General features: G+C 64.6%; 14 protein-coding genes. 3 read left to right on the top strand and 11 right to left on the bottom strand.

Features of this window, described 5'->3' with window-relative positions; all coding sequences use genetic code 11:
* Positions 1-341: 341 nt before the first annotated feature.
* From NOV72_RS02490 to NOV72_RS02470, 5 genes are all read right to left on the bottom strand, one after another.
* A complete protein-coding gene (locus NOV72_RS02490; RefSeq protein WP_106852969.1) occupies positions 342-1,367 on the bottom strand; it encodes a purine-nucleoside phosphorylase in 1,026 nt (341 codons plus the stop codon).
* A gap of 148 nt (positions 1,368-1,515) precedes the next feature.
* A complete protein-coding gene (locus tag NOV72_RS02485; protein WP_106852968.1) occupies positions 1,516-4,077 on the bottom strand; it encodes a mechanosensitive ion channel family protein in 2,562 nt (853 codons plus the stop codon).
* A 154-nt stretch (positions 4,078-4,231) separates the two neighbouring features.
* Positions 4,232-5,158, bottom strand: coding sequence for a cation diffusion facilitator family transporter (locus NOV72_RS02480; RefSeq protein WP_106852967.1), 927 nt, complete (start codon positions 5,156-5,158; stop codon positions 4,232-4,234).
* 18 nt (positions 5,159-5,176) lie between these two features.
* Positions 5,177-6,223 carry a selenide, water dikinase SelD gene (gene selD, locus NOV72_RS02475; protein WP_106852966.1) on the bottom strand — a complete coding sequence of 349 codons (1,047 nt, stop codon included), beginning with the start codon at positions 6,221-6,223 and terminating at the stop codon, positions 5,177-5,179.
* Positions 6,224-6,270: 47 nt separating this feature from the next.
* Positions 6,271-6,831, bottom strand: a complete 561-nt coding sequence (locus NOV72_RS02470) for a putative glycolipid-binding domain-containing protein (protein WP_106853251.1) — start codon at positions 6,829-6,831, stop codon at positions 6,271-6,273.
* 195 nt (positions 6,832-7,026) lie between these two features.
* On the opposite strand from NOV72_RS02470, the gene NOV72_RS02465 reads away from it, so the two are divergent.
* Positions 7,027-7,449 carry a BspC domain-containing protein gene (locus NOV72_RS02465; RefSeq protein WP_106852965.1) on the top strand — a complete coding sequence of 141 codons (423 nt, stop codon included), beginning with the start codon at positions 7,027-7,029 and terminating at the stop codon, positions 7,447-7,449.
* 6 nt (positions 7,450-7,455) lie between these two features.
* Here NOV72_RS02465 and NOV72_RS02460 read toward each other — a convergent pair whose 3' ends face one another.
* A complete protein-coding gene (locus NOV72_RS02460) occupies positions 7,456-7,980 on the bottom strand; it encodes an RrF2 family transcriptional regulator (protein ID WP_106852964.1) in 525 nt (174 codons plus the stop codon).
* A 410-nt stretch (positions 7,981-8,390) separates the two neighbouring features.
* On the opposite strand from NOV72_RS02460, the gene NOV72_RS02450 reads away from it, so the two are divergent.
* Positions 8,391-8,609: a hypothetical protein gene (locus tag NOV72_RS02450; RefSeq protein ID WP_425428705.1), complete on the top strand. Its 219-nt coding sequence runs from the start codon at positions 8,391-8,393 to the stop codon at positions 8,607-8,609.
* Between the two features lie 67 nt (positions 8,610-8,676).
* On the opposite strand, the gene NOV72_RS02445 is transcribed toward NOV72_RS02450, so the two are convergent.
* From NOV72_RS02445 to NOV72_RS02430, 5 genes are all read right to left on the bottom strand, one after another.
* Positions 8,677-9,468: an anti-sigma factor family protein gene (locus tag NOV72_RS02445; RefSeq protein ID WP_106852961.1), complete on the bottom strand. Its 792-nt coding sequence runs from the start codon at positions 9,466-9,468 to the stop codon at positions 8,677-8,679.
* Positions 9,465-9,989 carry an RNA polymerase sigma factor gene (locus NOV72_RS02440; protein ID WP_106852960.1) on the bottom strand — a complete coding sequence of 175 codons (525 nt, stop codon included), beginning with the start codon at positions 9,987-9,989 and terminating at the stop codon, positions 9,465-9,467. Before NOV72_RS02440 ends, NOV72_RS02445 begins: the two co-directional genes overlap by 4 nt.
* A 46-nt stretch (positions 9,990-10,035) precedes the next feature.
* On the bottom strand, positions 10,036-10,176 hold the full coding sequence (locus NOV72_RS32150; protein ID WP_181290801.1) for a hypothetical protein: 141 nt from the start codon (positions 10,174-10,176) through the stop codon (positions 10,036-10,038).
* 99 nt (positions 10,177-10,275) lie between these two features.
* Positions 10,276-10,656, bottom strand: a complete 381-nt coding sequence (locus tag NOV72_RS02435; protein WP_106852959.1) for a COG4315 family predicted lipoprotein — start codon at positions 10,654-10,656, stop codon at positions 10,276-10,278.
* A gap of 186 nt (positions 10,657-10,842) precedes the next feature.
* Positions 10,843-11,841, bottom strand: coding sequence for an AraC family transcriptional regulator (locus NOV72_RS02430; RefSeq protein WP_181290798.1), 999 nt, complete (start codon positions 11,839-11,841; stop codon positions 10,843-10,845).
* 218 nt (positions 11,842-12,059) lie between these two features.
* Here NOV72_RS02430 and NOV72_RS02425 point away from each other — a divergent pair, with 218 nt between their 5' ends.
* On the top strand, positions 12,060-13,112 hold the full coding sequence (locus NOV72_RS02425; RefSeq protein ID WP_106852958.1) for an aldo/keto reductase: 1,053 nt from the start codon (positions 12,060-12,062) through the stop codon (positions 13,110-13,112).
* Positions 13,113-13,255 lie beyond the last annotated feature (143 nt).

The raw sequence follows: 13,255 nt of genomic DNA, 5'->3' as shown, positions 1-13,255 counted from the left end.
ATAATATTTTGTTGCAAACAACACTTTCGATCGGTAATTTTTTCGGTCTGGTAATTTCAGCCGGATTTACGACCGCCGCCCTATTCTTCTTATGTTTACGGCGTTTTACCGGGGCGGTTTCTTTTTGTTCGTAATAATCGCCTACCGCCAGCAATAACGGGGGATTGCGGGATTCGGTTGACGATCTTCGAAGCTATTTTTGAGACGATTCATCTGATGAAATACGTCAAAAATAGCCGCTTAAACCGCCTTTACCGATCCGCCGAGATTGAGGTAATAATTACATCATACGTGTTACGCAGATGTTACGGCCCGTGTTACCGGTTTTGTAACGTCGCTTGTTACCTTTGCGGGACGCCTTTACTCCATGCGTCCCAATGTGTAACAACCTCCTGTACAAAAGGATTGCCGCTCCGGTACAGATTTTCGAGCGCCGGTGCAAAGCCGCCCTGCGCCGCGTAGTTGAGCAGATTGTCGACGGCTGTTTGTCCCTTGTAGGGGCGATCGAAATCCGAACCGGCGCGCAGCACGGCCACGCGCGACAAATCCACCCGCTGCACGCTCGCCGCCCGCTTGAGCGCCTCGTAGGTCGCGTTGTCCTCCTGTTGCGTCGTGCAATAGACGCCGCGACCGTCCGTCATGAGCCGCGTCCACGCGCGCGCCCGCTCGCCGATGTATTTGCCCGACCACCATGTATCGCCCGCAAGCGTGTCGCACTGGATCACGCGCGGCGGACGGTTCGCCGGCGCGTAATTGAATTTCGCGCGCGCGGCTTTGGCCTGATCGCTGTCGGAAAGCGCGACGTTGCGCGAGAGCGCGTAGGCCGTGTCGGCGAGCGCCGCGTTGAGCGCGAACACTTCCGTGCGATAGTCGGGCGCCGGCTTCTCGTTCGGCCCCTTCGTGTTGATGCCGATGAATCCGCTCGGCCAGCGCGCGGGCTTCTCGCGTGCGTCGAGTTCCCATTGCGGGCCGAAATCGACGAGATACTTCGCCCACGCCGCCGAGCCGACCGTGCCCTGCGCCGGGTCGATGCCCGCGATGCCCGCGATCAGAAAGTACGCGCGGCGCAGGTCGAAGCGCTCGGAGAACGCAAGCGCCATCATCGACGCGGCCGCGTTGCTATGACCCATGCCGGTCGTGACGACGCACACGTCGTCGCGATTGCAATGCACGTCCGGGTAATCCGGCGACAGTCCCGCCACCTTGATCGCGTCCCATGGGCCGAGCTTGTCGAGCCACACTTTGCCTTCGGGCGCGAACATCGTGACGATCATCACCTTGACTGCGCGCGGTCCGCCCGCGTGATCGGACGCGCGCGGCGCCGACGCGCATCCCGCGAGGCCCGCCGCACCGGCGGCGATCGTCATGGCGACGACCGCCCTTCCGAACTTGTTCGATGTCTTTTCGATTCCGATGCGGCGGCTCTCATGGCAAGCGTGATCCTCGTAAAAGTTCGACCTTCGAAAAAAAATCGCGCCCGGCAGAGGGCGCGATCGGGGCCGAACGATTATAGGTTCACGTGCCGCTCTGCGAGGACCGCGGCGGCGGCGCATTCGATGCGACATTCGGGGAGCCCGCCGCTTCGCTCGTCGGATGCTGCGCGGCCTTCGACGGCTCGCCGCGCTGATCCGCGCCTGCATCGTCCGCGTCCTGAACGCCTTCCGCGTTGCCTTCGGGATTGCCGCCGTTCACGATCACGAAGTTGCGCTGCGGATTCGCGATCTCGATGCCGCGCGCCGTGAACTCGTTCAGGATGCGACGGTTGAACTCGCGCTGCACCGGCCAGCGCGCGCTGTCGCGGCACTGGATCTGGCCGGCGAGCGTGACGGTCGAACCGTCGACGGCATCGACGCCCCAGAAGCTGAAGTCGGAGAGAATGCCGTCGCGGAAGGCTTCGTCCTCGCGCAGCGCGGTGCCGATTTCCTTCAGCGCGGAGATCGCGAGATCGACATCCTGACCAAGCGCGATCGACACGCGCACGGCCGCATTGCCGATGCCGCGATTCGTGTTGTTCACCGTCGAAACCGAGCTGAACGGCACCGTATAGAGCGAACCGTCGCCGCCGCGCAGACGCACCGTGCGGATCGACAGATACTCGACCGTGCCCGAGACGCCCGCGAGCGTCACCCAGTCGCCGACCTGCATCGCGTTTTCCATCAGCAGGAAGATGCCGGTGATGAGATCCTGCACGAGCTTTTGCGAACCGAAGCCGAGCGCCACGCCGAAAATGCTCGCGCTCGCGAGCAGCGGCGCCGTGTTCACGCCGAGTTCGGAAAGGCCCGTCAACACGACGACCATCGCGATCACGATGAAGAGGCCGGAGCGCATCATCGGCAGCAATGTGCGCAGACGCGCGGCACGTAGACGCTCGCCGCTCGCGGTCCATTGCTCGAGCCGCCGCTCGACGACGATGTTCGCCGCCTCCCACACGAGCACGGCGAACACGGCAGCGATCAGAATCGTGAGCAGCGCCGAAGCGAGCCGGTTGCCGACGCCGCCCGAGGTGAAGAAATGCAGAATGTTCACGTGCCACACTTCGAGCAGCGCGATCACCGTGACGATCGAAATGAGCGCCTGCACGATGCGCCGCAACGCCGGGTAATAGCGATACGCGCGGCGACGCACGATCGAATCGCTCGTGAGATCGTCCTCGTCGCCGTGATGAAAGACGCGGCCGAGCGCACCGAACGCGACGATCGCCAGCACGCGCGCGCCGACGAGCACGAGCAACGAGACGCCGCCCAGATGGAAGAGCGTTCTGTAGCCGTTCTGCACGTCGAGCGCCCACACGAACCACAGCGCGATCACGAAGAAGATCGCGACGCCCGCCCAGACATCGGCGACCCAGTTGCCGAAGAGCTTCACCGAGCGATTCGTCCGCGCGCGCTCGCGGATGCGCTCGGCCACCGACGTGCGGCTCTCGAAGATCACGAACGCGATCATCAGATGCACGATCAGCAGGACGAACTTGAGGATCGCGATGCGCGCGTCGGCGGAAAGACCGAGCGGCTCGGCGGCATTGGCGAGCGCAATGCCCGCACCCGCGATGCACACGATGCGCTGCACCCAGCGATGCAAATAGGCCGCATAGAAATCGCGCATCTGGATCAGGCGCAGGCCGGGCGCACGCGGCGCGACGAAAAATCCGCTCACGATCACGACCGCGCGGCACACCAGATAGACGTCGATGAGCGTGCCCGCGACGCGCGCTTCGGGCGTGTTGTCGTCGATGAAAATCGACATCAGCAAAGTCACGACGCCGATGAAGACGGCGAGCGGAACCAGCGCGAGAAAGCCGTACAGGAGCGCGCTCGGCAGACGCTGCAACAGCGTCCAGTGACGCGCGGCGTGACGCTGGCCGCGCGCGCTGTCGGCCTTGCGTTCGGCGAGATGCATGGCGGTCGCGTCGCCGTTGCGCGCCGCGGCGTCCTCCGCGCGCTCGGCCGCGCGTTGTTCGCGCACGAGGCCGGGGTCCTGCTCCTCGGCATCGGCGACGCCGCGCGCCGCGATCCGCGCACGCGGCCGCTTCAAAAGCCGCAAGCACAGGAATTCGAGCAGCAACGCGGGCACGAGCGACGCCAGCACGGTCCACACGACATGGCCGACCAGCGCACGCGCTTGCGCATTCGACGTCCGGTCGCGCCACCACGAAACGACGGAGCCGAAATCGAGCAGCGCGAGGGTCGAATGCCGCAAGCCCGCGCCGATCTGCACGAGCCAGTGCCCCGCCTGCCGCGACAGTTGCGACGCGAGACCGTTCGCGGTCAGCGAGTGCGCGAGCACGCTCGACGCGCCCGATGCCGGCGCCGCGCTCGCCGCCGACGCGGCCTGTGGCGCGCTCGCGGGCGCGGCCAGCGCGCCGGCCGCCGCGATCGCGCGCAGCGTATCGGCGACCTGCGAGCGGCGCGCGGGATCGTCGAGGACCGAGAGCGCGTCGCGCGCCTGCTGCGGCGTCAGCGCAACATGCGCCTGCGACGCATGCTGCGCGGGATCGGCTGCGGCGAAGGAGGATGGGGAATAGATCGGAAGAACGCTCGACACGACGACGAGCAGCACTGCAAGGAGCAATTTGCGCATGGGTCGGATGAAGATCACGAAATGTCAGGGACTCGATGCGGACGACGCGCGCACCACGTATGTTAACGCGATGCTGTCGATACGGCAGAAGCGGCCCTCGACGACCTTTGTTCCGGTAGCACGCGGCGCTCCTGCCCTTCCCGACCCGTAAAACTTACAGTCCCGGCGCCTGCCCGCGATCCCGCGCGATATCGGGTTCGAAGAAAACCCAGCGCACTTGCGGAAACGCACGTTGCAAATCTTCCTCGACGAGGTTGATCGCATCGATCATCGCGCGGCCGCTCGCGTAGTCGATCATCTCGGCCTGCACCGCGACGACCACATGCTTGCCCCATTGCAGCGTGATGAGGCTGATGATGCGCGTGATCTCGGGACGCGCGCGCAAGTGCGCGTCGATCGCCTTGCGCACTTCCGGGCTAGCGGATTCGCCGACGATCATCGACTTCACTTCGCGCGCGACGAGAAACGCGATGATCATCAGCAGCACGCCCACGCCGATCGAGCCGGCGGCGTCGTAGGCGGGATTGCCGGTGAGCATGGTCATGAGCACGGCGGCGAACGCAATGGCGAGGCCGAGCAGCGCCGCGACATCCTCGCCCGCGACCACCAGCAGTTCCGATTCGCGCGTTTCGCGGAACCATCGCCACAAGGTCTTGTTCGGCGCGCCCTTGCGGATCTCGCGTATCGCGCCAGCGAGCGAGAACGCTTCGAGCACGACCGAGACGCCGAGAATCACCAGCGCGACGACCGGATTCGACAAGGGCTCGTGATGCATCAGCCGATGCGCGCCCTCGTACACCGAAAACGCCCCGCCGACAAAAAACAGCAGGAGCGCGACGATCAGCGCGTAGAAATAAATCTCGCGCCCCGAGCCCAGCGGATGCAGCGCGTTCGCGGGCGCCTGCGCGCGCTTCAGGCCGAACAGAAGCAGCAGCTGATTGCCGCAATCGGCGGTGGAATGGATCGCTTCGGCGAACATCGCGCCGGAGCCGGTGAAGGCGGCCGCGCCGAACTTGCAGACGGCGATGCCGAAGTTCGCGGCGAGCGCGTAGAAAATGGCTTTCGGGGATTCTTCCTTCATGCGGTCATTTGTGTGGGTTCAGATCACGTCGACGCGGCCCGCGCCGTCCACCATTTCGCCGATGACGGCCGCATCGTCGAAGCCGTCCGCGCGGAAGATCGCGAGCACGTCGTTCACCGCTTCCGGCGCGCACGACACGAGCAGGCCGCCCGAGGTCTGCGGGTCGGTGAGCAAGGCGCGGGCCTCTTCGCCCGCGACGTTCAACGTGATGTCGTCGCCGTATGCGTTCCAGTTGCGTCCCGATGCGCCCGTGTAGATACCATCGCGCACGAACTCGCGCACTTGCGGCAGCCACGGCAGGTCGGCGTAGCGGATGCGCGCCGTGAGCCGTGCGCCGCGTGCGAGCTCGAGCGTGTGACCGAGCAGGCCGAAGCCGGTCACGTCGGTGAGCGCGTGCACGCCGTCGAGTTGCGCGAGCTCGGCGCCGGGACGATTGAGTTTGGTCGTCGCGTCGATCATCGCCTGGTAGCCGGCCGCGTCGAGCTTGTCCTTCTTCAGCGCCGCCGAGAGCACGCCGACGCCGAGCGGCTTGCCGAGCACGAGCACGTCGCCCGCGCGCGCGGCCGCGTTGCGCTTCACGCGCGACGGATGCACGATGCCGATCGCGGCGAGTCCGTAAATCGGCTCGACGGAATCGATCGAATGCCCGCCCGCGACCGGGATGCCCGCTTCCGCGCACACCGCTTCGCCGCCCTTCAGCACTTGCGCGATGACTTCGTGCGGCAGCACGTTGATCGGCATGCCGACGAGCGCGAGCGCGAGAATCGGCTTGCCGCCCATCGCGTAGACGTCCGAAAGCGCGTTGGTCGCGGCGATGCGGCCGAAATCGAACGGATCGTCGACGATCGGCATGAAGAAGTCCGTCGTCGCTACGATCGCCTGCTCGTCGTTGAGCTTGTAGACGGCGGCGTCGTCGGCGGTGTCGTTGCCGACGAGGAGATTCGGAAACGCCGGCAGCGGCGCGGCGCGCCTGAGCAGATCGGCCAGCACGCCGGGCGCGATCTTGCAGCCGCAGCCGCCGCCGTGGGAAAGGCTCGTGAGACGGGGGGAAGTCATATCGTTCATCGTTTGAAAATGGGCCAAGGCGATAATGACCGGCATTATCGCCGGTCTTACGCGACGCGCTTGTAGAGTCCGGGATAGTCGAGCACGAAGCCGTTCTCGTCGACGGTGATGTCCGCCGTGAAGCCCGTGTCGAGCCCTTCGTAACGGTAGCGGTGATCCGGCTCGATGCACGTATACGCTTGCTCCACCGCGCTCACGCTCAGTTGCGGCACGCGCACGTAAGCGACGCGGATCACGCGGCGCTCGCCGCGCGCCAGTTGCAGACGGCGAATCGGCAGCGTGTTCGTGAAGGGTGTCGCGGTGATGTCAACGTCGATGCAGCCGCGAAGTTGCTCCAGCAGTTCGCCGTTCGCGCCGGTCCACGCGTGCGCGTCGCCGTTGTCGCCGTCCTTGCGGTGCAGATCGAGCGATGCGCCGCCCGCCAGCTTCAGCGCGAGACGCGTGACCTGCCAGCGCGCATCGCATTCGATGCGGTAGACGAGGCCGAACGCATGCGTCTCGTCCTCACCCACGACCGCGCTCTCGACCACGATGCCATTGTCGGTCGCGTCCAGAACGAGATGTTCGAGCCCGGTGCCGTCCTGTTGCGACCAACGCATCGTTTTCATCGCGCCTTCTCCCGTGAGTTCGTCCTCAAAGGATACAGCGCGCGGCGCGAGGCTTTCGGTCGGCATTCGATATTCGCGACCTGCTCGACGTCACAAAACTTCACACGGTATACTTCGCGCCATCCCGCGCATCGCACTCACAGCGCCTTCCATGATCCGCGCTCTGCACGAACCTCTCCATTCATCGCCCATCGCATGAAGACCATTCTCGCTCCCGCACTGCTCGCGCTCGCGCTGTCGGCGTCGATGTTTCAGCTCGCCCTGGCGCAGGAAACGCCGGACCTGCCCGAGGATTATTCGTATCTGACGCGGCTCCACGTGCCCGACGCCGTCGCGCAATGCGTCGCCGCGTTCGACCGTTGGGTGGAAGACGCGCCGAAATACGACACGCTGATCGTGCCCGATCGACGCGTGCTCTCCGCGAAAATCGACGACGATACTGCGATCTTCAGTGTCGGAAACCCGATTCCGGTGGACAAGGTCATCGTGATGCGCGCGTTCGCGAAGGCGCGCGGCAAGGCGCAATGGATGCGCGTGGACAGTCGCTGCGGCGTGCGCGACGGCCACGTGGTCGGCGTTTCGCTCACGCCGAACATGAAGCCGAAGATCGTTCGCTGAGTGCTCTCAGCTCTTCGCGGCGCGCCGTTGCGTGGTGCGCTCGTCGAGCCACTTGACGACCTGCGGCCCGAACGTGCGCGGCGCCTTGGCGTGCACGCGGCCCGCGAGATCGGCCAGCCGGTCTGCCGCGAGCGCCTCGCGCATACGCTTCTCCGCGTTCTTCATCACCGCGTGAACGGCGCACACGCCGCTCGTCGCCCACGGCGGCGCGTCGTCGCCGAACACGGCGCAGCGCGCCCGGATTTCCCTGCAATCGAAGAGCGGCTTGTCGCCGTCGATCGCATCGACGACGTCGAGCACGCTGATTTCCTTCGACGGCCGCGCGAGCGCAAAGCCGCCCCGCGCACCTTCCGTTGCGACGACCAGCCCCGCCTTGTGCAGCTTCGTAAAGAGCTTCGCGACGTACTCCGCGGGCACGCCCTGCAATTCCGCGAGATCGCGCACGCTCGCCTCGCGCACGCCATGCGGCGGCTCCGCGAGATAGAGCATGCAGTGCAGCGCGTACTCGACGCCCGTGCTGATGTGAGACATGGCCACTCCGACATTCTGAATCGTAGTTCAGGATAACGCGTCATGCGCCCACGTGCAACGGCGAGCCGCGCGCCGTAGCGCCTTTACAGGGCGCCGTCGCGAATATTTCAGGTTACACGTTTGCTTACAAACGAACACGGCTTGTCATTTTGCGAACCGCTAAATTGATCTCCATGGATTCACACGGAGAAACCCATGAAGAAACTAGCGATCCTTGCAGCGTTGGGCGTGTTGCTGAGTAGCGCGCTCTCAGGCTGCATCGTCGTGCCGGATGGCGGCGGGTATCACCACCATCGCGACTACTACCGCTACTGAACCCTCGCGCAAGCCTCACTGAACTAAAAACGAAACTGCTACCGCACGACTCGCGGTTTAGACCGCAAGCAAACGACCAAGGAGCAAACATCATGATCGACAAGACAAAGAAGAGCCTGCTTATCGCCTCCCTTGCCGCCGCGCTCGGCATGGGTCTCGCAAACGTCGCTTCCGCCGAGGTGCATCACTATCCGCCGCATCACGTGACGGTGGGCTGGCACGGTGAGCGCTACTGGGACGGCCATCGCTATTGGCAGCGCCAGGAGTGGGAGCGTCATCATCATGTTGCGCCGCCTCCGCACCGTTACTACTAATCCGGTTCAGGAATGACAAAGGCCGCAGCGAGAACAATCGCTGCGGCCTTTCTTTTCGATCGGCGCTTCACCAGCTTTTCGGATCGCCGCCCAGCTCCTTGCATGTGTCGTAGGCGATCGCCTGCAGTTTCTCCTCGCCGATCTGACCGGAGAGCGCATAGCCGACACGATCCCACGCCCAATAGAACGTCGTGCGCTGCCCGTCCTTGAGCGTTCTGATCTTGCTGTCGTTGCGCCGGATCGTCGCCGTCGTCATGTAAAGCGTGAGCCGTTCGCCGGCCGCGTTCTGGTACATGAACTGGGCGGCCGGCCCTTCCTCGTCGGGCAACAGGCGTCCGCCGACGAGCTGAAAGCCGTATTCGGCCAGCGACGGAATCGTCACCGCGCGATTCAGCCGCTTCGACAGCCACGTGACGAGATGATCCTGTTGCGACGCGGCCACCTCCACCGCATGCCGCTGCTCGGGCGCGTACACGGCATAGGCGATATCCGCGCGCTCCGCGAAACGCGGACTCTCGCCGAGCGACGGCAAGAGCATGTGCATCAGGAACCCGCACGCGGCACCGACGACCAGAAAGCACGCCGCGATCAGATAACGCTCGCGGGCGCGCGGCCGCAAGCGCACGACCTGCGGCTCGTTCTGATCGGCGAAGAGCGCACGCAGCGCATTGTCCTGCGCACGATAAGCGGCGGCGGTCGCCTCGCTCGCGGGATCGTTCGCGATGCGCTGTGCGACGGCGTCGCGTTCGTCGCCGTGCAATTCGTCGTCGATGAAGGCGGACAGCGCCTGCAGATCGCGATCGGGTTTCGGCGGCCCCATACGATCGCCGCCTTCGGATGGACGGTCTTGGTTGGTCATGATCGGCTCACCACTTTCAGCGACGACGGCGACGTCTTGCGGCCGGGTTCCTCGCCGAGCAGAACGCGCATGTGCTCCCGCGCTCTCGACAAGCGCGACATCACGGTTCCGGTCGGCACGTTCAACACCACGGATGCCTCCTGATAACTCATTTCCTCGACGCACACGAGCAACATCACTTCGCGCTGCTCGACCGGCAGACAATAGAGCGCGCGCTGCACGTCGCGCAGCACGAGACCGTCGACTTCGCCGCGCGGCGCGGCCATCTGCCGCCAGGGCGCGGTTTCGTCGTCGACGGCGATGTCGCGCCGGCCGCGCAACTGGTCGATATACAGGTTGCGCATGATCGTGAACAGCCACGCGCGCAGATTCGTGCCGGCATGAAACGATTTGGCGCGATTGAGCGCGCGCTCGGTCGCGTCCTGCACGAGATCGTCGGCCCAGGCGCGATCGCCCGTCAGCGCGCGCGCATAACGGCGCAACTGCGGCAAATGCGCGAGCAGATCGCCCTCGAAGCTCACGACCGTGCGCCTGCGTGCGTGACAGGCGCGTGAGAGGCGTTCGCCATCAGTAGCTGCCCCCTCCGGCCGGCCCGCTCGGCGCACCCGACGAATTCGGCGCACTTTGCGGGCCGCTTGCGCAACCCGCCGCGCCGAGCGCGAGACCGAGCGCGATCAGGAGCGCCGTCACGCCGATCGATCGTTTCATGATCGTTACCCATTGATGTCATAGACCGGCGGGCCCGCCGATTTATTCCGCGAACCCGCCTGTTTCGATGTGTCGCTCAGACCGCGCGTCTTACGAAGCTTAGGGCTTCACGACGTGCCAGACGTCGCGGAAGTTGTCCCCGTTCTTGTCGCCGGGCTTCGTGTCCTTCGCGAAGCGATAGACGCGCTTGCCGTCGTAGGCCCACTGTTTGCCGCCGTCGGCGGCTTCCATGGTCCATTTGCCGCTCGGCTTGTCGGCGTCGGTCGCCATCGCCGCCGGCCACGCCTGCGCGCAGCCGCCGGAGCAGGCGCTCGCGCCGCCCTTCGTGTCCTTGTCGAAGGTGTAGAGCGTCATGCCGTTTTCATCGACGTACATGCCGTTCGCTTCTTTCGGCGCCGCAGCGTAGGCGGATGAAGCTAGTGAAGCGAAAGCGGTGGCGACTGTTGCGGCAGCGGCGAACATCTGGATGCGCTTCTTCATTTCATCTTTCCCTTTTTGTAGAAGTATCCGTAGAACGTTCGGAAGCGCTGCACTATTCCGCGGACGATGAAATAAATCGATGCGGCAGCGCCGTCGCATCGGCAGTCGGCAATCCATTCAAGACCATTCGCGCGCGCTCGGCCAGTGATTCATCGAAATTTCCCTACCGGGACCGCGAAATCGCGCTCAGGCGCCAACTGCGGCGGCGGTCGCATCGCGCCAGCGGCGGGTATCGCGCAGCGGCGGCGCGCCGAAGAGCCGGCTGTACTCGCGGCTGAACTGCGACGCGCTTTCATAGCCCACGCGATGCGCGGCCGTGGCGGCATCGACGATATCGAGCATCATCAGGCGGCGCGCCTCCTGAAGCCGCAACTGCTTTTGATACTGCAGCGGGCTCATCGCCGTGACGGCCTTGAAATGGTGATGCAGCGACGACACGCTCATGTGCACGTCGCGCGCGATATCCTCGACGCGCAGCGGCTGATCGAAATGCTGGCGCAGCAACTGGATGGCCTTCGCGATGCGCTGCGTCTGGCTGTCCTGCAGCGCGATCTGGCGCAGCCGCGCGCCCGAGCCGTTCATCAGCAGCCGATAGAGAATCTCGCGCTTCACGAGCGGCGCGAGGATCGGCACGTCCTCGGGCGTGTCGACGAGACGCAGAAGGCGCAGCACGGCGTCGAGCATCGAGTTGCCGAGGCGGTTCACGTAGAGCCCGCGCGAGGCGTCGGCCGACATCGCGGGCGGCAGGCTTTCGTCCTGAATCAGCGACGTGATTTCGTCGACGTCGAGTTCGAGCCGCATGCCGAGATACGGCTCCGACTCGCTCGCCACCGACACCTGTCCGCACACGGGCAAGTCCACCGACGACACCAGGTAGTGCATCGGATCGTAGATATAGACTTCGTCGCCGACCATGAGCCGCTTGCTGCCCTGCGCGATCAGCGCGAGCGCGGGCGTCTGGATGCCGTGCTTCGGGCCGCCCGGATTCATGATGCGATGCAGGGCGAGCCCCGGCACCGGCGTTTCGACCGAGCCTTCGCAGCCGGCGGTGAAGCGGTCGAGCAGCGCAACCAGATCGAGCCGCGCCTGATCCAGCCCGTGATCGGGCGCGCCGTCGTGGCGCATCTCCTTCGACTGGTCGTGACTGTCTTTTCCGGCGAGGCCGGGCGTGTCGTTCAGAGCCATGATTAAAGGACGATTTTCGATGGAGAAGTGAGTTCGACTAGCTTACTCGCGCGGGCGCGGGATTGCTCGACGCCCACCCCAGCGTTTGCAGGAAAAGGCAAGGATTGAACAGGATCAGGCTATGAACCGGCCGCGCGCCGGGACGATACTGCATTGCCGGCCGGATCGCTCGTGAAGTTCGGGCGATGCCGCGCCTTTCCAGTCAATCGGGAGCAACCATGCGCTACAGGAAATTCGGCAATACCGGTCTTTTCGTCTCTGAACTCTGCCTGGGCACGATGACCTTCGGCGGCGGAACGGGCGGAATCTGGGACAACATCGGCCAGTTGCAACAGGCGGACGCGGACAAGCTGATCGGCCGTTCGCTCGATGCGGGCATCAATTTCATCGACACCGCCGACGTCTACGCCGACGGCCAGTCGGAGATCATCACCGGTCAGGCGCTGAAGAATCTGAAGGTGCCGCGCGAGAACGTGGTCGTCGCGACGAAGATCCTCGGCGAAACCGGAACCAAGGGCACGAATTCGCGCGGCGCGTCGCGCTATCACATCATCGATGGCGTGAAAGCCAGCCTGAAGCGGCTGCAACTGGATCACGTCGATCTGTACCAGATTCACGGTTTCGATCCGGCAACGCCGATCGAGGAAACGCTGCGCGCACTCGACAACCTCGTGCAGCACGGGCATGTGCGCTATATCGGCGTGTCGAACTGGGCGGCGTGGCAGATCATGAAGGCGCTCGGCATGTCCGAGCGGCTCGGGCTCGCGCGCTTCGAGTCGCTGCAGGCGTATTACACGATCGCGGGCCGCGATCTCGAGCGCGAGATCGTGCCGCTGCTGCAAAGCGAGAGCGTCGGACTCATGGTCTGGAGTCCGCTCGCGGGCGGCCTGCTTTCGGGCAAGTTCACGCGCGAAGGCGGGAAGGAAGAAGGCAGCCGGCGCAGCAAGTTCGATTTCCCGCCGGTCAATGTCGAGCGGGCGTATGACTGCGTCGACGTGATGCGTCACATGGCCGAAGCCAAGGGCGTGTCGGTCGCGCAGATCGCGCTTGCGTGGCTGCTGCATCAGAAAGTGGTGTCGAGCGTGATCATCGGCGCAAAACGCATCGAGCAGCTCGACGACAACATCGCAGCGACGAAAGTCCGGCTGAACCAGGACGAACTCGCGGCACTCGACGAAGTGAGCCAGTTGCCCGCCGAATATCCGGGCTGGATGCTCACGCGGCAGGGCGAATATCGGCTCAAGCAATTGAAGGAAGAGTCGGCGGAATAACGCCACGGGGACGTGCGAGCGGTTTCCTGACGCTCGCACGCCGTAGGGATTTTCCCGTAGTTCGAGTCCTTTTCGGCCCATTTGAGGCCCTTTATCTCGAAATTAGATAGACCGTATCCTCCGTATCGCGTTGCGGCATAACG

This window comes from Caballeronia novacaledonica (assembly GCF_900258035.1).
In the GTDB taxonomy this organism is placed as follows: Bacteria; Pseudomonadota; Gammaproteobacteria; order Burkholderiales; family Burkholderiaceae; genus Caballeronia; species Caballeronia novacaledonica.
This window is presented reverse-complemented; position numbering and strand designations above follow the sequence as displayed.